The organism is Sulfitobacter sp. 1A12157, from assembly GCF_043557345.1.
Taxonomy (GTDB): domain Bacteria; phylum Pseudomonadota; class Alphaproteobacteria; order Rhodobacterales; family Rhodobacteraceae; genus Sulfitobacter.
In genome coordinates this window covers 80880-102447 of sequence record NZ_JBIFFV010000003.1, presented here as the reverse complement: position 1 = coordinate 102447, position 21568 = coordinate 80880, and the positions used below count along the sequence as shown (strand labels likewise).

23 protein-coding genes are annotated in these 21568 nt (G+C 63.8%); 8 read left to right on the top strand and 15 right to left on the bottom strand.

Annotated elements, in window-relative coordinates; genetic code table 11:
• Position 1: 1 nt before the first annotated feature.
• The 4 genes from ACGYLC_RS07115 to mazG form a co-directional block, all read right to left on the bottom strand.
• Positions 2–1411, bottom strand: a complete 1410-nt coding sequence (locus ACGYLC_RS07115) for a YdiU family protein (protein ID WP_394422330.1) — start codon at positions 1409–1411, stop codon at positions 2–4.
• On the bottom strand, positions 1411–1860 hold the full coding sequence (locus ACGYLC_RS07110; RefSeq protein WP_394422329.1) for a GNAT family N-acetyltransferase: 450 nt from the start codon (positions 1858–1860) through the stop codon (positions 1411–1413). Before ACGYLC_RS07110 ends, ACGYLC_RS07115 begins: the two co-directional genes overlap by 1 nt.
• On the bottom strand, positions 1857–2798 hold the full coding sequence (locus ACGYLC_RS07105; RefSeq protein ID WP_394422328.1) for a nucleoside hydrolase: 942 nt from the start codon (positions 2796–2798) through the stop codon (positions 1857–1859). The genes ACGYLC_RS07110 and ACGYLC_RS07105 overlap by 4 nt, the downstream gene beginning before the upstream one ends.
• Before the next feature lie 77 nt (positions 2799–2875).
• Positions 2876–3700 (bottom strand): nucleoside triphosphate pyrophosphohydrolase, encoded by an 825-nt coding sequence (gene mazG / locus ACGYLC_RS07100; RefSeq protein WP_394422327.1) that lies wholly within the window; start codon positions 3698–3700, stop codon positions 2876–2878.
• A 64-nt stretch (positions 3701–3764) separates the two neighbouring features.
• Here mazG and ACGYLC_RS07095 point away from each other — a divergent pair, with 64 nt between their 5' ends.
• The 3 genes from ACGYLC_RS07095 to ACGYLC_RS07085 all read left to right on the top strand — a co-directional run bounded on the left by ACGYLC_RS07095 (position 3765) and on the right by ACGYLC_RS07085 (position 6427).
• Positions 3765–4934 (top strand): M20 aminoacylase family protein, encoded by a 1170-nt coding sequence (locus ACGYLC_RS07095; RefSeq protein ID WP_394422326.1) that lies wholly within the window; start codon positions 3765–3767, stop codon positions 4932–4934.
• Positions 4934–5899 carry an agmatinase gene (speB, locus tag ACGYLC_RS07090; RefSeq protein ID WP_394422325.1) on the top strand — a complete coding sequence of 322 codons (966 nt, stop codon included), beginning with the start codon at positions 4934–4936 and terminating at the stop codon, positions 5897–5899. The genes ACGYLC_RS07095 and speB overlap by 1 nt, the downstream gene beginning before the upstream one ends.
• A gap of 102 nt (positions 5900–6001) precedes the next feature.
• Positions 6002–6427, top strand: a complete 426-nt coding sequence (locus tag ACGYLC_RS07085; protein ID WP_394422324.1) for a DUF1499 domain-containing protein — start codon at positions 6002–6004, stop codon at positions 6425–6427.
• On the opposite strand, the gene ACGYLC_RS07080 is transcribed toward ACGYLC_RS07085, so the two are convergent.
• Positions 6365–6664 (bottom strand): hypothetical protein, encoded by a 300-nt coding sequence (locus ACGYLC_RS07080; protein WP_394422323.1) that lies wholly within the window; start codon positions 6662–6664, stop codon positions 6365–6367. The genes ACGYLC_RS07085 and ACGYLC_RS07080 overlap by 63 nt on opposite strands.
• A gap of 60 nt (positions 6665–6724) precedes the next feature.
• Here ACGYLC_RS07080 and prfA point away from each other — a divergent pair, with 60 nt between their 5' ends.
• From prfA to ACGYLC_RS07065, 3 genes are all read left to right on the top strand, one after another.
• Positions 6725–7780 (top strand): peptide chain release factor 1, encoded by a 1056-nt coding sequence (prfA, locus tag ACGYLC_RS07075; protein WP_394422322.1) that lies wholly within the window; start codon positions 6725–6727, stop codon positions 7778–7780.
• The gene (prmC, locus tag ACGYLC_RS07070) at positions 7777–8619 is read left to right on the top strand and encodes a peptide chain release factor N(5)-glutamine methyltransferase (RefSeq protein ID WP_394422321.1); all 843 of its coding nucleotides are present in this window, start codon (positions 7777–7779) and stop codon (positions 8617–8619) included. The genes prfA and prmC overlap by 4 nt, the downstream gene beginning before the upstream one ends.
• A 208-nt stretch (positions 8620–8827) precedes the next feature.
• The gene (locus tag ACGYLC_RS07065; RefSeq protein WP_394422320.1) at positions 8828–9418 is read left to right on the top strand and encodes a DUF4167 domain-containing protein; all 591 of its coding nucleotides are present in this window, start codon (positions 8828–8830) and stop codon (positions 9416–9418) included.
• Between the two features lie 63 nt (positions 9419–9481).
• Here ACGYLC_RS07065 and ACGYLC_RS07060 read toward each other — a convergent pair whose 3' ends face one another.
• The 7 genes from ACGYLC_RS07060 to lptF are packed head-to-tail and all read right to left on the bottom strand — an operon-like array spanning position 9482 to position 17478.
• The gene (locus ACGYLC_RS07060) at positions 9482–10060 is read right to left on the bottom strand and encodes a hypothetical protein (protein ID WP_394403027.1); all 579 of its coding nucleotides are present in this window, start codon (positions 10058–10060) and stop codon (positions 9482–9484) included.
• 2 nt (positions 10061–10062) lie between these two features.
• Positions 10063–10905, bottom strand: coding sequence for a 16S rRNA (adenine(1518)-N(6)/adenine(1519)-N(6))-dimethyltransferase RsmA (gene rsmA, locus ACGYLC_RS07055; protein ID WP_394422319.1), 843 nt, complete (start codon positions 10903–10905; stop codon positions 10063–10065).
• Positions 10902–11876, bottom strand: coding sequence for a 4-hydroxythreonine-4-phosphate dehydrogenase PdxA (gene pdxA, locus ACGYLC_RS07050; RefSeq protein WP_394422318.1), 975 nt, complete (start codon positions 11874–11876; stop codon positions 10902–10904). Before pdxA ends, rsmA begins: the two co-directional genes overlap by 4 nt.
• Positions 11873–13111, bottom strand: coding sequence for a peptidylprolyl isomerase (locus ACGYLC_RS07045; RefSeq protein WP_394422317.1), 1239 nt, complete (start codon positions 13109–13111; stop codon positions 11873–11875). The genes pdxA and ACGYLC_RS07045 overlap by 4 nt, the downstream gene beginning before the upstream one ends.
• Entirely contained in the window at positions 13099–15249 is a 2151-nt protein-coding gene (locus tag ACGYLC_RS07040) for an LPS-assembly protein LptD (RefSeq protein ID WP_394422316.1), read from the bottom strand. Before ACGYLC_RS07040 ends, ACGYLC_RS07045 begins: the two co-directional genes overlap by 13 nt.
• A 1-nt stretch (position 15250) precedes the next feature.
• Positions 15251–16348, bottom strand: coding sequence for an LPS export ABC transporter permease LptG (gene lptG, locus ACGYLC_RS07035; protein ID WP_394422315.1), 1098 nt, complete (start codon positions 16346–16348; stop codon positions 15251–15253).
• Positions 16345–17478 carry an LPS export ABC transporter permease LptF gene (gene lptF / locus ACGYLC_RS07030; RefSeq protein ID WP_394422314.1) on the bottom strand — a complete coding sequence of 378 codons (1134 nt, stop codon included), beginning with the start codon at positions 17476–17478 and terminating at the stop codon, positions 16345–16347. The genes lptG and lptF overlap by 4 nt, the downstream gene beginning before the upstream one ends.
• 131 nt (positions 17479–17609) lie before the next feature.
• On the opposite strand from lptF, the gene ACGYLC_RS07025 reads away from it, so the two are divergent.
• A complete protein-coding gene (locus ACGYLC_RS07025; RefSeq protein WP_394422313.1) occupies positions 17610–19082 on the top strand; it encodes a leucyl aminopeptidase in 1473 nt (490 codons plus the stop codon).
• 7 nt (positions 19083–19089) lie between these two features.
• Positions 19090–19548 (top strand): DNA polymerase III subunit chi, encoded by a 459-nt coding sequence (locus ACGYLC_RS07020; protein WP_394422312.1) that lies wholly within the window; start codon positions 19090–19092, stop codon positions 19546–19548.
• A 52-nt stretch (positions 19549–19600) separates the two neighbouring features.
• On the opposite strand, the gene ACGYLC_RS07015 is transcribed toward ACGYLC_RS07020, so the two are convergent.
• The 3 genes from ACGYLC_RS07015 to ACGYLC_RS07005 form a co-directional block, all read right to left on the bottom strand.
• The gene (locus ACGYLC_RS07015) at positions 19601–20086 is read right to left on the bottom strand and encodes a hypothetical protein (protein WP_394422311.1); all 486 of its coding nucleotides are present in this window, start codon (positions 20084–20086) and stop codon (positions 19601–19603) included.
• Between the two features lie 153 nt (positions 20087–20239).
• Positions 20240–20821, bottom strand: a complete 582-nt coding sequence (locus tag ACGYLC_RS07010) for a TIGR02281 family clan AA aspartic protease (RefSeq protein ID WP_394422310.1) — start codon at positions 20819–20821, stop codon at positions 20240–20242.
• A 44-nt stretch (positions 20822–20865) separates the two neighbouring features.
• Positions 20866–21504 carry a MarC family protein gene (locus ACGYLC_RS07005; RefSeq protein WP_394403049.1) on the bottom strand — a complete coding sequence of 213 codons (639 nt, stop codon included), beginning with the start codon at positions 21502–21504 and terminating at the stop codon, positions 20866–20868.
• Positions 21505–21568 lie beyond the last annotated feature (64 nt).

Sequence of the window (21568 nt, the reverse complement as noted above, 5' to 3'; positions counted from 1 at the left end):
GTCAGGTGCCGCAGAAGGTCGCCGGGACGATCTCGTCATCGGTGGGCGGGCGCTGAAGCTCGGGGTCCGTCTCGACAAAGGGGGTGGCCAGCGCTTTCATCAGGCGCTTGAACGGGGCCATGTCGCCTGCGACGGCGGCCTCGATCATCTGTTCGATCCGGTGGTTGCGGGGGATCACGGCGGGGTTGGCCGCATTCATCACCGCTTGCGGATCGGGCTCCCCTTCAATCCGCGCGCGCCAGCCTTCGGCCCATCTGTCAAAAGCGTCGCGGTCGGTGAACTGGTCGCGGGCTTGATCTGTGGGAAGCGCGCGGAAGGCATTGGTGAAGTCGGCACCATCCTTTTGCATCAGCCCCAGCAATTCATTGATCAGATCGACATCTTCGGCCCGTGGCGTCGAGATACCAACCTTGGCCGAGAAACGGCGCAGCCATGCGGCTTCGATCAATTCGGGCATGTCATGGACGATCTCGGTGGCCTCTTCGACGGCGCTCTCCTTATCCTCCATCTGCTGCAAAAGCGAGGTGGCAAGCTGCGCCATGTTCCAGACCACGATCTGCGGCTGATTGCCATAGGCATAGCGCCCCTGCCGGTCGATGGAACTGAAGACACGGCCCTGATGGAAGGCATCCATAAAGGCGCAGGGGCCATAGTCGATCGTTTCGCCCGAGATGCTGCAATTGTCGGTGTTCATCACACCGTGGATAAAGCCTAGGGCCATCCATTGCGCCACCAGTTCCGCCTGCGCAGCACAGACCCCGCGCAAAAGGCCAAGCGGGCCATCGGCCTCGGGGTAATGGCGCGCGATGGCATAGTCGGTGAGGGTTTTGAGCGCCTCGGTCTCTCCGCGATGGGCGAAGACCTGAAAGGTGCCGACGCGCAGATGGCTGGCCGCGACGCGGGTCACGATAGCACCGGGCAGAGGCCCGCTTTCGCGCAGGATCGGCTCACCAGCAGCCACTGCGGCCAAGGCGCGGGTGGTGGGCACGCCGAGGGCATGCATCGCCTCGCTCACCAGATATTCGCGCAGCACCGGCCCGACCCATGCGCGGCCATCGCCCATCCGCGAATAGGGCGTGGGGCCAGAGCCTTTCAACTGGATGTCGCGGCGCTGGCCGTCCCGATCGACGACTTCTCCCAGAAGGATCGCCCGGCCATCGCCAAGCTGCGGGTTGAAGTTGCCGAACTGATGCCCGGCGTAAAGCTGCGCCAGAGGATCGGCGCTCTCGGGCACTTCGTTTCCGGCAAAGACCTGCGTGATCTGCGCAGGCTCGGCCCCTTCGATACCCAACGCCGCCGCCAATTCGGCGTTCCATGCCAACAGCTGGGGCGCTTTGACCGGCGTGGGGTTCAGCCGGGTAAAGAACCCCTCGGGCAGGGCGGCATAGCTGTTATCGAAAGGAATACGCATCACAGGGTCCGGGACATAAGCATGTAACTCTCGCGCGGGCGAAAGCCCGCCCGGGTATAGAGTTTCATCGCCGCGGCATTGTCGCGATCCACCTCAAGATGGACGGCCCGCAGCCCGCCCGCCGCCAGCGCACGGGGCAACGCGATCAGCGCCTCCGAGGCGATGCCGCGGCCCCGCACGCCGGGGCGGACGTAGATTTCATCAATGATGGCGTCCAACCCGCCGAATTCAACCGACCAGCCGAAACAGATCACCACATAGCCGATGGGCGCGCGGGGCGGGCCGATCAGATAGGCGGCGCCATGGGGGATGCCGTCCAGCAGCGGGGCCAGCCCCCGGCGGCGCTGTTCATCGCTCATCTCGATGCCCGCTTCGGCATGGAATGCCGTCACCAGCGCGACAAGCTTGTCGAGATGCTCAGGCGCGCCGAGGGTGAGATGTGCGCTCATAGACGGGCCAGCCTTTCGGTGAGCAGGGCAAAGAACCCATCGGCATCAAGGTCGCCTACGAAAAGCGCATTGGGCGCGCGGTCGGTCACGCGCCACCAGTCGGCGACGGTCATGCCCATGGTCAGTTCCGACTGGGTCTCGATCTCGACATTGATATGACGGCCTTGGAAAAGATCGGGGTTGATCAGATAGGCGGTGACGCAAGGGTCATGCAGCGGCGCGCCTTCGGAGCCGTATTTCTCCTTGTCGAACCGCTCGAAGAAATCGGTCATTTCCGCCACGGCGACGCCGACCTTGGTGCCAAGCGCGCGGAAGGCATCGTTGCGCGGTTTGGTAACCAGCGCCTTATGGGTCACGTCAAGCGGCATCACGACGATCGGAATACCGGATTTGCAAACGATATCAGCGGCATGGGGATCGACGTAAATGTTGAATTCCGCCGTGGGCGTGATGTTGCCCCCTTCGAAATAGCCGCCGCCCATGAGCACGATCTCTTGCACCTTTTCGGCGATGTCGGGCGCTTTTTGCAGGGCGGTCGCAATATTGGTCAGCGGACCCAAGGGGCAAAGTGTCACGCTGCCTGCGGGATGGGCACGGAGCTGCTCGATGATGAAATCCACCCCATGCCCCTCGGCCAGTGGCATGGTCGGGTCGGGCAGATCGGGGCCGTCGAGCCCGGTCTTGCCATGCACATGTTCCGCGGTCACCAGATCACGCCCCAGCGGTCGGTCGCAACCGGCAAAGACCTTCACATCACTCCGCCCCGCCAGCTCGCAAACGATGCGCGCGTTTTTCGAGGTCAGATCCAGCGGCACGTTGCCCGCGACACAGGTGATGCCCAGAACCTCGATCTCTTGCGGGCTGGCGAGGGCGAGGAGGATCGCCACGGCGTCGTCCTGTCCGGGGTCGGTGTCGATGATGATTTTACGCGGGGTCATGGGCTTACTTTCGTCAAATTGCTTGGGGCAGAGCCTTGCCGGAGGGGCAGGTCTTTGTCCAGCCGCAGACCCGGCGATTAGCCGCGTTCCGCCAGTTTCACCGTCTCCCACAGCGCGTCCATCTCGGCCAGATCACTGTCCTGCGGGGTTTTGCCCATGGCGGCGAGCCGGGCCTCGACGCCTTCGAACCGGCGGGTGAATTTGGCATTGGCGGCGCGCAAAGCGGCTTCCGGATCCAGCCCCAGATGGCGGCCCAGATTGGCCATGACGAAGAGCAGGTCGCCGTATTCTTCCTCGACCTCGGCTTGGCTCAACTGGTCCTTCGCCTCAACCAGTTCGGCAGCCTCTTCGGTGATCTTGTCGAGCACCTGCGTCGTCTCGGGCCAGTCGAAGCCCACACGCGCCGCGCGTTTCTGAAGCTTCATCGCCCGCAACAGCGCCGGCAGGCCGATCGCCACCCCGTCCAAAGTGCCCCCCTGTGCCTTGCCCGCGCGTTCGGCGGCTTTGATCTTCTCCCAATCGGCGGTTTGCTGTTCGGCGCTCTTGTCGCGGGATTCGTCGCCAAAGACATGCGGGTGCCGCGCCACCATCTTGTCGCTGATGTTGCGCACCACGGATTGAAAGGTGAAATGCCCCGCTTCTTCGCCCATCGCCGTATGATAGACCGATTGCAGCAGCAGATCGCCCAATTCTCCCTCAAGCTCGCCCCAATCGCGCCGGGCGATGGCGTCGGCAACTTCGTAAGCCTCTTCAATGGTATAGGGGGCGATGCTGTCGAAATCCTGCTCGATATCCCAGGGGCAGCCCGTCTCGGGGTCGCGCAGGCGGCGCATGATTTCGAGCAACCGTTCGATCCCGGCATTTGAATCGTGAATGAGATCGGCTTTTGTGTTGTCCGGCATTGCAGGCCCCGTATGTCTGGTGTCAGATGCACCCTGACCAAACCAACCCCAAGGAGTCCAGCCCATGCCCGTGGTGAACCGCATCAACGCCTTTGCGGAGGATATGACAGCATGGCGGCGCCATCTGCACGGGATTCCCGAACTGGCGTTCGACTGCCATGAGACGGCGGCTTTCGTGGCCGAGCGCCTGCGGGAATTCGGCGTGGATGAGCTGCACGAGGGCATCGCGACAACTGGCATCGTGGCGATCATTGAGGGGCAGGGCGAAGGCCCGACCATCGGCCTGCGCGCCGATATGGATGCGCTGCCGATCCAAGAGGCGACGGGCAAGGACTATGCCAGCACGCGGGAGGGTAAGATGCATGCCTGTGGCCATGATGGGCATACCACCATGCTTCTAGGCGCGGCGCGGTATCTGGCCGAGACACGCAATTTCGCGGGCCGGGTGGCGCTGATCTTTCAACCCGCCGAAGAGACGGGCGGCGGCGCGGGCGTGATGGTCAACGAAGGCATCATGGAGCGGTTCGAGATCGCGCAGGTTTACGGCATCCACAACGCGCCCGGCTTTGACGAAGGCGCATTCTACACGACGCCGGGGCCGATCATGGCGGCGGTGGATGAATTCCACATTCATATCAAGGGCAAAGGCGGCCATGGCGCGATGCCCCATGAGAGCCGCGACCCGGTTGTGGCGGCCTGCGGCATCGCCACGGCGATCCAGACCATCGTCAGCCGCAACCATGTCGCGGCGCAGGATCTGGTGGTCTCGGTCACGCAGATTCACACCGGCACCGCCGATAACATCATCCCCGAGACGGCCTATATCAACGGCACCGTGCGCACCTTCGACCGTGAGGTGCAGGCGATGGTCATGCGCCGGATGCAGCAGATCGTGGACGGGCAGGCGGCAAGCTATGATGTCGCCGCCGAATTGGTCTATGAGATCGGCTATCCCGCCACAGTCAATGATCCCGCCAAGGCCGAGGCCGCCATCGCGGCGGCGACCGAGGTGGTGGGCGCGGCCCAAGTGCACGGCGATTACGGGCGCGAGATGGGCGCGGAGGATTTCAGCTTCATGCTTGAAAAACGCCCCGGCGCCTATCTTTTCCTCGGGGCCGGGGAAGGTGCAGGGCTGCACCACCCGGAATACGACTTCAACGACGAGATCGCGCCCCTCGGCGCATCCTTTTTCGCCCGTATCGTTGAGCGGGCACAGCCAGCAGGAGGCAAATAATGGCATTGGAAGACGCGGCCAAGCAGATGGATATGGCCTTTACCCGCGAGGATCTCAAAGGGCCGAGCTATGAGTTGACCTTTGGCGGGGCGACCTCCTTCTTGCGACGGAAATACACCAAGGATCTGACCGGCGTCGACATCGCGGTGACGGGCGTGCCCTTTGATCAGGCGGTCACCAATCGCCCCGGCACCCGCCTTGGCCCCCGCGCCATCCGCGAGGCCAGCGCGCTGCAAGCCCCCGACGCGCCCTATGGCTGGGATTTCGATGTGCTGAGCGAATTCGCCATCGCCGATTACGGCGATCTGGCCTTCGACTATGGCCATGTCAGCCAGTTCCCCGCCGCCCTGACCGCCCATATCAAGACCATTCTGGACGCCGGGGCGGCCTCTGTCGTGCTGGGCGGGGATCACTATATCTCATTTCCGATCCTCAAGGCCTATGCCGAAAAATACGGGCCCATCAGCCTGTTACAGTTCGATGCGCATACGGATACATGGGCCGACGACGACATGGACCGGATCGACCACGGGACCATGTTCTACAAGGCCGTGAAGTCCGGCATCGTCGACACGTCGACCAGCGTGCAGGTCGGCATCCGCACCACCAATGAGGACACGATGGGCGTCAATATCATCGACGCGCGTGAGGTGCATGAGCAGGGGCCGCAGGCCACCGTTGCCAAGATCAAGCAGATCCTCGGCGACCGGCCATGCTATCTGACCTTTGACATCGACGCGCTGGATCCAGCCTTTGCCCCCGGCACCGGCACCCCGGTTTGGGGCGGGCTGACCTCGGCGCAGGTGTCGATCATGCTGCGCGATCTGGCGGGGATCAACATCATGGGCGGTGACGTGGTCGAAGTCTCGCCCCCCTTCGACACCACCGGCGCCACCGCGGTGGCAGGCGCCCATGTCGCGACCGAGATCCTCTCGCTTTTGGGTCACCGCATGAGGACCGCGTGAGCGAAAGCCACGACATCACGGGCCGGTCCGCTAAAAGGCGGGCTGGCTGGTTTGCCGCAACCTCCTTCGCCCCTGTCCGCCGAGCTTTGAAAGGTGATTAAAATGCTGTTCTGGATCATCGTGATCGCCCTCGTCGCCTTGGTGGCCTATATCCGCCTTGCGCCCATCGACCCCGCGCGTTGGCATATGCAGGCCGAGGGGCAGAAGATGGGCAAGACCCAAGGCGCCAACAGCTATATCTGGCGCGCGCCGGCCGAGGGCGACGGGGTCGAGACCTTGGCCCAGCTTGACCGGGTGATCCAGCAAACCCCGCGCACCGAGGTCGTCGCCGGGACGCTCGCAGAGGGGCAGGTCACCTATGTCACCCGCACCAAATTGATGGGCTATCCCGATTTCACCACCATCGGCACCTATGGTGACAACCCGCGCTACGTCGAAGTCTATGGCCGCTCGCGCTTTGGCCGGTCAGATCTGGGGGTCAACGCCAAGCGGGTCAACGGATGGCTTGATCAGATCGAGGCGCGATGACAGGCAGCCCTGCTGCACTTCGCGCCACATCGGCACGTTGAGCGACATCTGGCACTGCGCCATGAACATGCGGCCATCTACTTGCAGGCAAATGGTCTCCCCCAATTCCACCCGAACGCCGCTGCTGTTGGTGCAATAGCAATCAATCGTCTTGCCGCCCGGCGCTTTGACATCCGCGAGGGCAGGGTGCAGGGCCGCCAGACCCATTAGGCAGATGAGCGGCAGAATGCGTGTCATGGCTCATGATAGCACAAGCCGCCTCTTGACCAAAGCATTTGCATAGGCGACAGGAACCGCATGATCCCGATGCACCGCCTCGCGCAAATCTCGCAACGTTTCCAGTTTCTGGAGGCCAGCATGTCTGCGGGCTCCGATGGGGCCGATTTTGCCGCCCTTGCAAAAGAGTACAGCGATCTCAAGCCGGTGGTCGATCAGATCGACCTCTACCGGCAACTCCAGCGCGACCTCGAAGAAGCCGAGTTGATGCTGAAAGACCCCGAAATGGCCGAGCTTGCGCGGGAGGAGTTGCCCCGTCTGCGCGCCCGCCTGCCGGAGGTCGAGCAGGGGTTGCAACTGGCACTTCTGCCGCGCGACGCGGCAGACGCGAAACCCGCCATGCTGGAGATCCGCCCCGGCACGGGCGGCGATGAGGCAGCGCTTTTCGCAGGCGACCTGCTGCGCATGTATCAACGCTATGCCGAGGCGCAGGGCTGGGGGTTCGACCTGATCGAAAGCCAGATGACCGAACTCGGCGGCGTGAAAGAGGTCGTGGCCCATATCACCGGGCAGAACGTCTTTGCCCGGCTCAAGTTCGAAAGCGGCGTGCACCGGGTGCAGCGCGTGCCCACCACCGAAAGCGGCGGGCGCATCCATACTTCGGCGGCGACCGTGGCGGTGCTGCCCGAGGCCGAAGATGTGGATATCGAGATTAGCGCAAATGACCTGCGGATCGACACGATGCGCTCTTCGGGCGCGGGCGGCCAGCACGTCAACACCACCGATTCCGCCGTGCGGATCACCCACATCCCGACCGGGATCGTCGTCACCTCGTCAGAGAAGTCCCAGCACCGCAACCGCGACAAGGCGATGCAGGTGCTCAAAGCACGGCTCTATGATATGGAGCGCAGCCGGATGGACAGCGAGCGCTCTGCCGACCGTGCAGCGCAAGTGGGATCCGGCGACCGCTCCGAGCGGATCCGCACCTATAATTTCCCCCAAGGGCGTATGACGGACCACCGCATCAACCTGACGCTATACCGGCTCGAAGCCGTGATGCAGGGCGATCTGGATGAGATCATCGACGCGCTGACCGCCGACGCCCAAGCCCGGCAATTGGCGGAGATGGAGGGGTGAGCCCCCAAACCGCCGCCCAAGCCATGGCCGCCGCCGCCGGACGGCTGCGTGCCGCTGGCGTGCCCGATCCGGCGCGGGACGCGCGACTGTTGCTGGCCCATGCCGCCGCCGTCGATGCCGCCCGCGTGACCCTCATCGCGCCCGAGGAAATCGCCCCCGAGGTCGCCGAACGCTTTGACCAGCTCATCGCCCTGCGCGCCGTGCGCGTGCCGGTCTCGCAATTGATCGGGCGGCGGGCCTTCTATGGCCGCGACTTTGCGATCAGCCGCGATGTGCTGGACCCGCGACCCGAGACGGAGACCCTGATCGATCTTGCCCTCGGTCATGATTTCACCCGCATTCTGGACCTCGGCACCGGCTCGGGCTGTATCCTTGTCACCCTGCTGGCCGAACGGGCAGCGGCGACGGGGTTGGGGGTGGACCTCTCGGAGGCCGCTTGTCTTCAGGCCAGCGCCAATGCGGTGCAGCACGGGGTGGCCGACCGCGCCGATATCCGGCAGTCCGATTGGTTCAGCGCCGTTGAGGGGCGGTTTGACCTGATCCTGTCGAACCCGCCCTATCTGGCCGCCGAGGAAATGGCCGAAGTCTCCCCCGAATTGCGCCAGCATGAGCCGGAAATGGCGCTGACCGACGGCCAAGATGGGCTGAGCATCTACCGCATCATGGCGGCCGAGGCGCAGGGCTACCTCACGCCCCAAGGCCGCGTCATGGTCGAAATCGGCTGGCAACAGGGCGAGGCGGTGCAGGAAATCTTTGCCGCAGCGGGCTGGGGCCGGGTAACCCTGGCGCATGATCTCGATGGGCGGCCAAGGGTCGTTTCAGCCGATAAACCGGCGTGAAATCGCGAAAAAACCGCCATTTGGCGGGCTAAGCGGCAGTTTCTTCTTGCCCAAGCCTTTCTGGCATGGTTAGTCAGGGGTGTTGCAGCGGTGGATGCCACAGGCGGTCCCGCGCGGCACTATGCCCAACATATCGCTTAGGCCGGGTTCAAGACGTGCTTTGCACCCCCGGTGAACGACACACAGCACACAAGGCTGACATCATTCCATGAATTCTCCCAGATCACGCTCCCGGTCGAAGAATAACCGCAAACGCTCGTCGCAAGGTGGCGGCGGCAATGTCGTCAACCGTGTTTTTGACAGCTCCGGCCCCGAGGGCAAGGTGCGCGGCACGCCGCAGCAGGTTATCGAGAAATACAACCAACTGGCCCGCGATGCCCAGTTGAGCAATGACCGTGTGGCCGCCGAGAACTTTCAGCAGCACGCCGAACACTACCTGCGCCTTTTGAGCGAGGCACAGCGCGAAGTGGACCAGCGCCGCGAGGAGCAAGAGCGCCAGAACCGTGAGCGTCAGGCCGAGCGGGATCGCGAGCGGGCCGAGCGGCAGGAGCGCGAGGCGCAGCAGGGCGGCCAGTCGCAGGGCGAGCAGCCGAAAGCGGACAAACAGCCCGAGCAGCAAGAGCCCGCGCAACAGCAGGCCGAGGCCGAGACGAACAGCGAAGAGAGCACGCTGGTCGACACGCCTGAGAGCAAGCCCAAGCCGAAACGCGCCCCGCGCCGCAAGCCCAAGCCGAAAGCGGCAGAGGCACGGCAGGACAGTGGCGATGGCAATAGCGATACCGCCAAGGCCGCAGAATAAGAAAAGCCCCGCAAATTGCGGGGCTTTTTCATAAATGGTGAGGGTCGGGCGCGCGGAGCGGCGTTAGCCTTCCATCCCCGCCCGCACATATCTGATCCGCCCGTTGCGCCGCAGCACCTCTTCGCGCGGCGCCCAGTCATACCGCGGGTCGCTGGTGACCGGCGACCAGAACAGTTCGCCCCCGCGCCGCCAAGGGTCGAGGACAAGCCCCGCCTGCATCGGTGCCCCGGCGGCCGAGATGATGGCGGTGGAATGATCGAGCAGGATCCGCGAGTCGCCATTGGCGATGGCGCGGTGCAGGTCGAGCGTGGCGAAACCCTCGGCCTTCAGCCGTTTCTCCAGATCTTCTGCCCAATGCCAACACAGGCCGCGTGGCTTGCTGCCGTTGTTGACCTTCACGTTATGGATCAGCGGCGGGTCGGTGATTTGATAGGCGATCGCCAGTTCATGGGTATGCCGGTAAGCGATCCGCGCGGCACGGGCGGCCTCTTCGGGGTTTACCTGCGGGGAGAGGTCTTCGATGGCGCGGGCGAGTTCCGCGATCTCGGCCTCCGTTCCCATAGGCGGTGGGCCGTTGCGCGGCAGGGCGCAGGCGGAGAGTCCCAGCAACAGGGCAAAGACGAGCAATAGTCGGTAGAACATGGTCACCCCTTGGCAATCTCGCGGGCGAGGGCGCAGAACCCCTCAAGCGGCACCTGTTCGGCGCGGTCGGTGGGTTTCAGCCCCGCGGCGGTCAGACGGTCCTCGATATCCGGCGCGGCGCCTTTCAGCGCCGAGCGCAGCATCTTGCGCCGCTGATTGAAGGCCATCGCGACCACATGGCTCAGCACCTTAGGATCGGCGGGGAAGCGCGGCTCGGGCAGGGCGGTCAGATGCACCACGCTCGACGAGACCTTGGGCGGCGGGGTGAAGGCGCCCGGCGGCAATTGCATCACGATCCGCGCATCGCTGCGCCACTGCGCCAGCACGGCCAGCCGCCCATAGGCTTTGGAGCCGGGCTGCGCCACGATCCGCTCCGCCACCTCGCGCTGGAACATCAGCGTGAGGCTTTGCCAAAACGGTGGCCATTCGGGCGGGGTGAGCCAGCGGACCAAGAGTTCGGTCCCGACGTTATAGGGCAGGTTGGCAGCCACGCGGATGGGCGGGGTCAGATGGCTCAGCGGGTCGATCTCAAGCGCGTCGCCTTCGATTACGGTCAGGCGACCGGGGTAATGTCTCGCCACCTCGGCCAGCGCGGGCAGGCAGCGGCGGTCCTTCTCGATCGCCAGCACGTGCCGCGCGCCTTCGGCCAGCAGCCCGCGCGTCAGGCCGCCGGGGCCGGGGCCGATCTCCAACACGTCGCAATCGGCCATATCCCCGGCCTGTCGCGCGATCTTGGCCGTGAGGTTCAAATCCAGCAGGAAGTTCTGGCCCAGCGATTTCCGCGCGGCCAACTCGTGGGTGTTGATCACCTCGCGCAGCGGCGGGAGATTGTCGATTGCACTCATGTCTTATGGCCCATCTGCCATGCCAATTTGATCGCTTCGATCATGCTGGTCGGGTTGGCGCGCCCTTGGCCCGCAATGTCAAAGGCGGTGCCGTGATCGGGCGAGGTACGTACGAAGGGCAGCCCCAGCGTCACATTCACGCCCCGGTCGAAATCCAAGGTCTTGATCGGGATCAGCGCTTGGTCGTGATACATTGCCACCGCCGCGTCATAGCCCTCGCGGGCGCGGGCGTGGAACATCGTATCGGCAGGCAGCGGCCCGGTCAGCGCAAAGCCTTCGCCCTGCATTTCAAGGATCAGCGGCGCGATCCAGTCGATCTCTTGCCGGCCCATGCTGCCGCCTTCGCCCGCATGGGGGTTCAGCCCGGCGACGGCGATGCGGGGGCGGGGGATGCCGAAGCGGCTCTGCAATTCCTGCGCGGTGATCTCAATCGTGCGGCGCAGGCCTGCCGGGGACAGCGCCTGCGGCACCTGATCCAGCGCGATATGGATCGTGGCGGGCACGACGCGCAATTGGTCGGAGGCGAGCATCATCACAACGTCATCGACGCCTGCAAGGGCTGCGAGGTATTCGGTATGGCCCGGATAGGCAAAACCGGCCCCGTCTTGCAGCGCCTTTTTGTGGATCGGCGCGGTGCAGACGCCGCAGGCCGCGCCCGCCTGCACCAGATCGACCGCGCGGGCGATCACGTCGATCACCCCCTGCGCATGGCCGGGCTGCGGCACGCCGGGCAGGGCAATGCTGTCGAAGGGATGGGGCAGCACGGGGAGCGCATCTGCACTGGGCGCGCTCACCTCATCCGGGCTGTCGATTATGCGATGTGAGACATGCTGCGGCAGATGGCGGGGGTCGCCGATCCAGACCATCGGGATATCATTCGAAACCGCCGCCCAAGCGCGGGCGGCGATCTCGGGGCCGATGCCGGCGGGTTCACCGCAGGTGATGGCCACCGGCCGGGACGGGCGGCTCATTGGCGGGTGATACGGGCTTCGGCGCGGGCCTGTTCCAACAGCTGTGTGGCATAGCCTTCAAGCTTGCGCTGCCGGATCGAACTGACCACCGCCTCGCGGTTCGCATCGGCATTGGCCGCCGTGGTGCGGTTGCAAAGCATCAGGAAAACCAAAGTCTCACCATTGGCACGGGTCAGCGCGGTGGAGACTTCGCCGGGATCGAGTTTCGCCAGTTCAATGGCCACGTCCTGAGGTATCTCCGCCGGGGCCTTGGTGCCGCGGTCCAGCACGTTGGCGGGCTGGCCCTTGGCCACGCCATAGAGGTCGTCACATTGATCCACCTGACCGCGCAGCTGTGCTGCGCGCGACAGGGCAGCTTCGGAACGGCCACCGGGGATGTAATAGGCGGCATAGTCGATCTCGGAATACTCGACGCTCGGCTTGCCGGTCTCTTCGATGCCGCGCAGTTGGAACAGGGCCACGGCATTGGGGATCGGCAGCGGCGCCGTCACCTCACCCGGGGCAAGGGCCAAGAGGATAGGCCGCAGGCTGGCAGGCAGTTTTTCGAGCGGTGTCCAAGGCATCCGGCCCCCGCGCCCGCGCGAGGCGGTGGCGGAGTATTTGCTGGCATAGGACGAGAATTCGGCCTCAGTGCGGCTTTCCGAAATGCGTTCGGCCAGCGCGTTCACCTGATCGGCATTCTGCGGCGGGGCGGGGATGATGATCTCCGACAACAGCACACGCAGACCGTTGTTGCCCCGGCTGCTGCCAAGCGCGCGGTCGACCTCTTCGTCGGTGATGTTGACCCGGCCATTGTAGCGCGCTCGAATAAGGTCACGCCAGGCGGCGCTGATCACGATGAAATCGCGAAAGGTCTCTTCGGAAATCTGCGCTTGCCCTAGGACTTTCAGAAACTCCTCGGTCGTCAGATCCGCGCGGCTGGCAAATTCCGCCATGCCCGATTGAATGCCCTCAGGGGTGACTTCGAGCCCGGCTTGATCAAGGATCTGCCCACGCAGGCGGTCGTCGATCAGACTGTCGATCACGCTGTCGGTATCGGCCCCGGGCGCGCCGATCAGCTGCATGAAACGCTGGCGCTGCTGCACTTCGTAGCCGGTGATCACCTCGTCATTGACACGCGCCACGGGCGCAAAGAGGTTCTGCGCCGCTACGGATTGGCCGATGACCAGAGCAAGGGCGAGTGCCGCAGTCCCACGGATCCCGGCGCGGACGGTCTGTTTCGTTACTTCCCACATGAGCGTACGTATCTTTCTGTTCCGGTGTTTGCGGCAAAGCCCCTGAGGCCGATGTTAAAACCGATATCCGTTGAGGGCTCAACACTTGTTGAGGATGAATAGCTGCGGTTCACGGAAAGGTCGACCTGCACGCATTCATTGTTGTAGCTCAGGCCAAGACCCGCCGTCGCCGCGCGTTCATCGGCAAGGTCGAAACGCCATTCGGCGGAGGCCTGCCATTGGCTGTTGATCGAATAGCTGCCGTCGAAGGTGATCTCCGACACGTTTTCATTGCGGTCCTCGGCGGCATCTTCGTGTAGCCAAACATAGCTGCCAGAGATCTGCCCGCGCTTGAAATCCCAGACCCCGCGCAGCTCGGCCTTGGCGACCTCGAAGTCATCATCGACCAGCCCGCGCCCGATGAGTGCCAAACCGTTGTCGCTGCGCAATTGTCCGGCCAGCAGGAAATCGGAATAGGTGCCCTGCAGGCCAGAGCTAAAGCTAAAGGCATCATCCGCATCGGCCCGGATCACCTGACCGAAAGACAGGCTGGCATCCATGCCGTTGGGATCAATCCGCGCCCAATTCACCCCGATGGCCGCCACAGCACCCCGTTCGCGCCGGTCGGGCCGGGGGAAGCGGCTGAGCGCCAAGAGATTGCCCTCGTCATATTCCACCAGCGTGCTTTCCTCATTCGGAATGTCGAGCCGATCACCGCCGGTCCAGCCCAATTGCACAAGCGGTTCAATCTGTTGCACCACACCCGCGGCCTCGCGGCGCTGCATGGGGTAGCGCATGGTCACGGCGGCATGGGGCACGAGGTCGGAGTAGCGCCCGTCAAAGACGGCATCCTGCGCGATGTTGAACAGGCCAAAGCTCGCCCCGGCCTCGACATCGGTCACCAGACCGTTGCCGAAGGTGAAGCGCCGCAGCCAAGCGGCCTCCCCGTTGAGCCGCGACACGTCGCGCCCATCGGCTTCGCCATCCCCATTGCCATCAGAACTGAGGTCCGACGCACGCCGGTGGCTATGGGCCTCAAGCGTCAGGCGAAGTTCGCCGCCCAGAGAGGTCGGGAAATAACGCCGCTCAAACTCGCCATCCAAAACCAGATTGGGCAGCAGATCATTGTCCTCGCCATCGCGCAGAGATTGGTAGTTCAGCAGGCTCGCCCGCATATATTCATCGCGCCGCGCACGGCTGACGGTCAACTCACTGGTCAGACGGTCCTTGCCCGAATAGCCATAGTCGCTGAGATAGGATCTGTCGCTCGTGGTTTCGATATCGAAATACAGTTTGTAATCGCGCCGCAGATCGAAACTGCCGGTACCAAAGAGGTAGCCACGGGTGTCGCCGGGGTCCAACTCATCATCGGTGATCGCCCCCTCGAACTCGATCCGACCCGAAACGAAAGCCTGACGGTAGCGGAACTCAAGCGTGCGGGTTTCGGCGGAGAGATAGGGGGTCAAGGTCAGATCGCGGTGATCGCCGATCTTGATGAAATAGGGCAGTTTCAGCCCCACGCCCAATTGCGAGGTTGAGCGGACCGTGGGGGCGAGAAAGCCCGTCGCGCGGTCCAACGTCGGGTCGGGCAGCCGTAGGCGGGGCAGATAGGCGATGGGCACGTTCTTGATGCGGAACTGCGCCTCGTCAAAGTAAAGCTGCTGCGCCACTTGGTCATGCACCACCCGTTTCGCGCGGATTTGCCAGAGCGGCGTTTCGCCATCTTCGCAAACTTTGCAAGAGGTTACGGCGGCTTTGTAAAGTTGGCTATAGCGCCCTTCGACGCGATTGATCTGCACGGCGGCAAGCTGCAACTGCTGTTCAAGGATCATCCGCGCGCCCCGCAAGAGCCCGGACTGCAAGCCCGCATCGAGTGAGGCCGCATCGGCAAGGATGGTTGTATCCTCACCCTCCGACAGCACGATCGGCCCTTCGATGCTAAGCGCGCCGGTGGCCTGATCATAGCGGATCGCCGTGGCGCGCAGCCGCGTCTCCCCTTGAAAGGCTTCGACATTGCCCTGCGCGACCAATACCTTATCACGGGTAATGAAGACCTGATCGGCCACCAGAACGGCGGGACGGTCGCCCAAAGGGGCGGTCTGGGCGGCAAGGCTCAGAGGCGCGAATGAAAGGGCAAGTCCAACAAGGGCCGCGCGCATGTCAGCCGTCCTCCGCATGCAGTAGCAGGCCTAGCGCCAGAAAGATCGCCGCCACGGGCGGCGCCCAAGCGGCAAGAGTCACCGGGATCTGGCCATTCTCGCCAAGGATTTGTGCGAAACTGCGAATGAAATACAAACCGAACCCCAGCAAAATCGAGGCCAGCACAGCGACGCCGGTCCCCCCAAAGCGGGTATGGCGCATGGTGAATGCGCTCGCAACCAGAACCATGGCCACCAGAAAGAAGGGCCGCGCCAGTTCGGCTTGCAACCAGACCTCATGCTGGCGGGTGCTGAACCCCGCCTGTTCCAACTGGCGGATGAACTCGGGCAACTCATAGATCGAGACGGCAGCCACCCGGCCAATGCTCTCGCGGATACGCTCGACGGTGAGCGAAGAGGGGATGGTCAGCCTCTCATGCACCTTTGCCGCGCCTTCGGCGTTCACCCCGGCCTCCAGCGGCCAAATCTTGGCGCCGGTCAATTCCCAGTCGCCGCCGCGAAGCTCTGCGCTATCGGCTTCGATGCGGCGGATCGGCCCCTTCTCGGCATCATAGCTGATGATCGTGACGTTATAGAGAACGGAGGCATCGGCATTGGTACGCCAGGCGCGGATAACCGATTGGCCTTCCTCCGTGCCTTGCCGCAGCCACAGCCCCTCGTCACTGACCGAAAGCGCCGCGCGGCCATTGGAGCGATACTCTTGGGTCAATTGCTCGGCCCGCTCACTGGTCGCTGCGACGATGGGGTTCAGCATGGCCACCGCCAGCGTGCCGATGATCAAGGCCACCACCACCGGGGCCACCAGCGCGCGCAGGGCCGAGCGGCCGGCGGCGCGGGTCACCACCAGTTCTGAGGATCGGGCAAGGCCGATGAAAAGCGCCACCGTGGCAAGGATCATGATCAGCGGCAGGATCATGTTGATGGTCTGGGGCATATGCAGCAGCGTCATGCCCAGCACCTGATCCCAGCCTACATCGTCATCGGCGAAACGCCGGGCCTGATCCACACCATCGACCAGCATCACCAGCGCGGCCAGCACCCCGGTGATGACAAGAAAGCTCATGAAGAAACGGCGGGCGAAATAGAAATGCAGGATCATGTGGCGGCCCTTTTGCCACGCAGGCGCCGCCTTATCCAGCGCGGATGTGCGGCTTGCCAAAGCATCGCCAGCGTCAGCACGGCCCCGATGAGCGAGGGCAGATAGGCCAGTGGCCAGAGCGCCGCGGCCTCGCGGATTTGCACCACCATCGTGCCCCGCAGCCCGTCGATGGCGATGAGCAGGCCAAAAGCGATCACTGCCTCGCGCCAGACGCCAAAGCGGGAAAACCCGCCGAGGATCAAAGTGGCGAAACCGATCATCGCGGCAACAAGGCAGAACAGCGGCTGCGCGAAGCGGCCATGCAGCTCTTCGGCCACCACGCCCGGCGAGGTGTCGGTCGCCGCCGCGACCCCGTCCCAATCCCAAAGCAGATCGGGCGTGACCATGGCGCTGACCGACAGGTCGATCGCGTCTTCACTGCTGACCAGCGGGGAGATATCGAAGGAAAAGTCGCGAAATTTGGCCGTGGCCAAACGGTTGGTCTCGGTGTCCAGCCGCTGCGCCATGCCGTTGAGCATGATCAGCGTCGTGTTGTCCCCGTTGCGGGCGAGATAGGCTTCGGCGGCGGTGTAGATCACGCCCTCATTGGCCTTGCGCCGATCCGACAGGAAAACATCGCGCAGCACACCGTCATTGTCGATGGCGCGGGTATAGAAGGTGACATCGTCGGAGGGGTGCAGAAAAGTCCCCTCCGTCAGCAGCCTTGCCGTGAGGTTGCGCGAAATCTCGGCCTCGCGCTGTTTCAACTGCCCCTGCGCCATGGGGACCAGAAAGTGGCTGAGCACCGTCATCATTGCCGCCACGCAAAGCCCGAAAACGAAAACGGGCCGCGCCAGCCGCCACGGGCCGGAGCCTGCGGCCTGAAGCACCGTCAACTCGGATTCGCCCGACATGCGGTTGGTCACATAGACCGAGGCGGCAAAGGTCGCGATGGGCAGAACGGTAACGATGAGTTTCGGCAGGCCAAGGGCCGTGAACTCCAAAAACACCAGTGCGGATTGGCCATCGCCGATCAAACGGTCGAACAGGACAACCGCGCGGTTGATCCAAAACAGCGCCACCAGCACCAAAGCGAAAAAGCCGAACATAACCAGAAGTTGCGACAGCATGTAGCGGTCAATTCTTGCCACTCTGATCCCCCGAGATGCTCTGACGGCCTTTGCGCGGATCTTAAAGCAATTCTCGGGGCGGGAAAACTGCTATCTGGCCATGGGCGGCGCGGCGCGGTAGGTCTGGGGCAAAATCAACCATGAGGCATGCCATGACCGATCTGACCCCCATCACCTTCGCCGAGACCGACATCGACCGTATCGCGGGGCATTCCGGGCGGATCGCGCTGTTTCTGGAGCCTGAGGGCCGTCTGGATGCCGGGGCGCGGCGGGTGAACCGCTTGACCAAAGGCGCTTTGCAGCGGCTGGTAGAGAGTGAGCGTTTCGCCGCGCTGAAACCCGGTGACATGCTTAGCATGGGCTATCCCGCCGGCATGGCGGCAGAGGCGGTGGATGTGATCCACATGCCACGCCGGGCCGAGGTGATGACAGCGCGCAAAGCCGGGGCCGCGCTGGCCAAGCGCCGGGGCGACAGCGATCTGCTGATGCTCGCCGCCGCAACGCGCCGGGTGGCCGATGTGGCCTTTGGTCTGGCAATGCGAGACTACGGCTTCGAAGATCACAAATCCGCGCCCAAGCCGCGCAGGGGCACGGTCGAGGTCATGTGTTCCAAACCGGAGGAAGCGCAGGAGGCCGCCGCACCGCTCATGGCCGTGGCGGAGGGTGCCTTTATGACCCGTGACCTGACCAACGCACCCGCCAATATCCTGACCACCACCAGTTTCGCCGAACGTCTGGCCGAGATGGAGAGCTTGGGCCTGAAAGTTGAAGTTCTGGATGAGGAAGAGCTCGCAAAGCTCGGAATGCGAACGCTTTTGTCTGTCGGCCAAGGGTCGGACAGCCCGTCGAAAGTGGTCGTCATGCGGTGGGAAGGCGGCGCGGATGACGCAGCCCCTCTGGCGCTGGTCGGCAAGGGCGTGGTCTTTGACACCGGCGGCATCAGCCTCAAACCCGGGGCTGGCATGGAGGACATGACCATGGACATGGGCGGCGCGGGCGTGGTTTCGGGCGTGATGCGCACGCTGGCCTTGCGAAAAGCCAAGGCGAATGTCGTGGGGCTTGTGGGCATCGTGGAAAACATGCCCTCGGGCAATGCGACCCGTCCGGGCGATGTGATCACCACGATGAAGGGCGACACGGTTGAGGTGATCAACACCGACGCCGAGGGGCGTTTGGTGCTCTGCGATGTCATGTGGTACGCGCAAGACCGGTTCAAACCCGCGGCGATGATCGATCTGGCCACGCTGACCGGGGCGATCATCATCGGGCTGGGCCATGAGAACGCCGGGGTCTTTTCGAATGACGACGGGCTGTGCAACGATTTCCTGAAAGCCGCCGAGAGCGAAGGCGAAGGCGCGTGGCGGATGCCGCTGGGGCAGGGCTATGACGACCTGCTGAAAAGCCGCATCGCCGATATGAAGAATATCGGCGGGCGTCCGGCGGGGTCGATCACCGCAGCGCAGTTCCTCAAGCGGTTCGTCAAGGATGAGACACCTTGGATTCACCTCGATATTGCCGGCGTCGCCTCCTTGAAGTCGGAAAGCGCGCTTGCCCCTGCGGGCGCGACAGGCTGGGGCGTGGCGGCGTTGAACCGTCTCGTCGCCGACCGTTTCGAGAAGGGCTGAGCCACAGATGGGGGCGGCTTACTTCTATCACCTGACCCAGCGACCTCTGGTCGAGACGCTGACGATGCTGCTGGAAAAGTCGCTCGCCAATGGCTGGCGCGTGGCCCTGCGCGGGACGGACTGGGCGGGGCTACAGGCGCTTGATCGGGCGCTTTGGACCTATGCGGATGACAGCTTTCTGCCCCATGGCATGGCGGGCGGGCCGCAGGACGCGGATCAGCCCGTGCTGTTGACGTTGGAGGATGGCGCCCCCAATCGGGCGGATTGTCTGATGACGGTGCATGGGGCCGATGTCACGGCGGCGGAAGTGGCCGCGCACGAACGGGTCTGCGTGTTGTTCGACGGGCATGATCCCGTGGCGCTGGATCAGGCGCGCGGCCTGTGGAAGCGGCTGAAATCCGAAGGCGCATCGGCGCAGTATTGGTCGGAGGAAAGCGGTCGCTGGGAAAAGAAGGCCGAGACCTAAAGGGCGGCAGTGCAGGGGCAGGGGCCCAAAGCCCGCTGCCCCTGAACGCGGCTTAGGCCGCTTTGTCGAGCGCGGGTTTCGCGGCGGCGGCGGCTTTGCCTGCTTCGGCCTCCGGCGCTGCAGATTCGACCTTGCTCACATAGGATTTGGCCGCTTCGACCGCGCTGTTGTTCACCGGCGCGATCGCGTCCAGCAGGGCGCGGGTGCGCTGGCTGTCGACGCTGCGCTGTGCTGCGGCGCGGGCAAAGGCCGCGTCATCGGCGGTGCTGGCCTTCGGGGCCGTCTCAACCGGCTTGGCCTGCGCCACGGCTTGCACCGTTTCGGTCTTGGCAGGCGCTTGCACGGCTTGGGGTTTGGAGGCCTCCTGTGCCGCCGCGCTGTTTTGCGTGGTCGGCCCCTCACTGGCGGGTTTCGTTTGCGCCTGTGACGAGCTGTTGTTGCTCTTCTCGGCCTTTTCCGGCTTTTCGGCCTTCTCCGCCTTGGCGGGTTTGTTGCTTTGTTGGTAGGAGGATGACCCACCGATGATATTTGTCAGCATAGCAGCAGTTTCTCCAGAATTGGGTACAGTTGTGCTTTGCAACTATCTGGGCAAAAGGGCGGAAACCTGTTCAATTCACGGCGAATGCGGCGTCATTTTGCGGCGAATTTGATCTTTTGAAGCGCAATTCGGGCAAGGTCTTGCCCCATTCGATCAGCGGCTCAGGCGCAGTTCGCCGCCGCTGATCTCGATCCGGCCCCAGCGTTGCAGGTAGCCCATGCCCAGCAGAGATTGCGACATGATCCCGTCATTCACCACTGCGGGGACATTGTGATCGACCGCATGGCCCACCACCACCTCGTCAAGGCGCACAAAGGCGGTGCGCGTCTCGCCATTGGCGGTGCCCGCGCGGCCAAGGTAGTCCAGCCCCTCAGGGTCGATGCCAATGCGCGCCGCATCGGATTTGGTCAGCACGATCTCAGATGCCCCGGTATCCACGACAAAGCGCACCGGCGCGCCGTTGATCTGGGCCGTCAGGTAGTAATGCCCATCGCGCCCGCGGGGCAGGACGATGTCACCCTCCTCGCTGATGGTGAGATGTTGGCGCGCGCTGTCGCGGGTGATGTCTTGCCACAGGCCGACCCCCGCCGCGGCACCTGTAAAGATCAGCCCCCAGACCGCCGCCTGTTGCAGGGTCTTGTTCATATTGGGGCGGCTGTGCATGAAAAACCAGCCCGCCACCATCGCCAGTAGAACGATGAGATAGATCAGATGTGCTGTGTCGATACCGGCCATGAACGCCCCCCTTACATCTCATATAGGAAGGCCGCGTGAAAATGTCAGCCGGGCATAGGGCCGGGGCCAAAGCCAAAGGCCGCCAAGCCGTCGAGCACGAATTGCACCGAGAGCGCCGCCAGCAACATGCCGAGCAGGCGGGTCACGATGTTGATGCCCGTCTTGCCCATCGCCCGCTCCAGCGCGCCGCTGACCTGCATGGTCAGCGCCATGACCACCAGTGTCAGCGCGGTGATCACGATGATGGTCAACAGACCTTCGCCCCCCGGTTTTTCCCCCGTCAGCAGGATGACCGAGGCGATGGAGCCGGGCCCGGCGATGAGCGGGATGGCCATGGGGAAAACGGAAGGGTCGTCATGGTCATCCTCATCTGCGCGGTCCTCACGCCGTTTGGTGCGGCGGTCGAAGAGCATGTCGAGCGCGGTGATGAACAACAAGATGCCGCCCGCGACGCGGAAGGCGGGCATGGAAATGCCGATGAAGCCCAGCACCGCCTCGCCGAAAGCGGCAAAGATCAACAGCACCAACCCGGCCACGCCCACCGCGCGCCATGCGATCTTGCGCCGCTCTGCATTGCTCATCCCACGGGTGAGCGCGAGGAACACCGGCGCGATGGCGATGGGGTCGATCACCACGAACATCGTGACGAGGGCGGTGATCATATAGGCGGTGTCGAGGGTCATGGGTCTTCCTTGGCGCGGGGCTTCTTGCCAGAATGCACGAGGGCCGCCCCTTAGGCGACCCCTG

Coding starts and splice junctions, on each gene's coding strand:
- ACGYLC_RS07115 (WP_394422330.1), bottom strand. CDS start 1,411: ATGCGTATTCCTTTCGATAACAGCTATGCCGCCCTGCCCGAGGGGTTC.
- ACGYLC_RS07110 (WP_394422329.1), bottom strand. CDS start 1,860: ATGAGCGCACATCTCACCCTCGGCGCGCCTGAGCATCTCGACAAGCTT.
- ACGYLC_RS07105 (WP_394422328.1), bottom strand. CDS start 2,798: ATGACCCCGCGTAAAATCATCATCGACACCGACCCCGGACAGGACGAC.
- mazG (WP_394422327.1), bottom strand. CDS start 3,700: ATGCCGGACAACACAAAAGCCGATCTCATTCACGATTCAAATGCCGGG.
- ACGYLC_RS07095 (WP_394422326.1), top strand. CDS start 3,765: ATGCCCGTGGTGAACCGCATCAACGCCTTTGCGGAGGATATGACAGCA.
- speB (WP_394422325.1), top strand. CDS start 4,934: ATGGCATTGGAAGACGCGGCCAAGCAGATGGATATGGCCTTTACCCGC.
- ACGYLC_RS07085 (WP_394422324.1), top strand. CDS start 6,002: ATGCTGTTCTGGATCATCGTGATCGCCCTCGTCGCCTTGGTGGCCTAT.
- ACGYLC_RS07080 (WP_394422323.1), bottom strand. CDS start 6,664: ATGACACGCATTCTGCCGCTCATCTGCCTAATGGGTCTGGCGGCCCTG.
- prfA (WP_394422322.1), top strand. CDS start 6,725: ATGATCCCGATGCACCGCCTCGCGCAAATCTCGCAACGTTTCCAGTTT.
- ACGYLC_RS07065 (WP_394422320.1), top strand. CDS start 8,828: ATGAATTCTCCCAGATCACGCTCCCGGTCGAAGAATAACCGCAAACGC.
- ACGYLC_RS07060 (WP_394403027.1), bottom strand. CDS start 10,060: ATGTTCTACCGACTATTGCTCGTCTTTGCCCTGTTGCTGGGACTCTCC.
- rsmA (WP_394422319.1), bottom strand. CDS start 10,905: ATGAGTGCAATCGACAATCTCCCGCCGCTGCGCGAGGTGATCAACACC.
- pdxA (WP_394422318.1), bottom strand. CDS start 11,876: ATGAGCCGCCCGTCCCGGCCGGTGGCCATCACCTGCGGTGAACCCGCC.
- ACGYLC_RS07045 (WP_394422317.1), bottom strand. CDS start 13,111: ATGTGGGAAGTAACGAAACAGACCGTCCGCGCCGGGATCCGTGGGACT.
- ACGYLC_RS07040 (WP_394422316.1), bottom strand. CDS start 15,249: ATGCGCGCGGCCCTTGTTGGACTTGCCCTTTCATTCGCGCCTCTGAGC.
- lptG (WP_394422315.1), bottom strand. CDS start 16,348: ATGATCCTGCATTTCTATTTCGCCCGCCGTTTCTTCATGAGCTTTCTT.
- ACGYLC_RS07025 (WP_394422313.1), top strand. CDS start 17,610: ATGACCGATCTGACCCCCATCACCTTCGCCGAGACCGACATCGACCGT.
- ACGYLC_RS07020 (WP_394422312.1), top strand. CDS start 19,090: ATGGGGGCGGCTTACTTCTATCACCTGACCCAGCGACCTCTGGTCGAG.
- ACGYLC_RS07015 (WP_394422311.1), bottom strand. CDS start 20,086: ATGCTGACAAATATCATCGGTGGGTCATCCTCCTACCAACAAAGCAAC.
- ACGYLC_RS07010 (WP_394422310.1), bottom strand. CDS start 20,821: ATGGCCGGTATCGACACAGCACATCTGATCTATCTCATCGTTCTACTG.
- ACGYLC_RS07005 (WP_394403049.1), bottom strand. CDS start 21,504: ATGACCCTCGACACCGCCTATATGATCACCGCCCTCGTCACGATGTTC.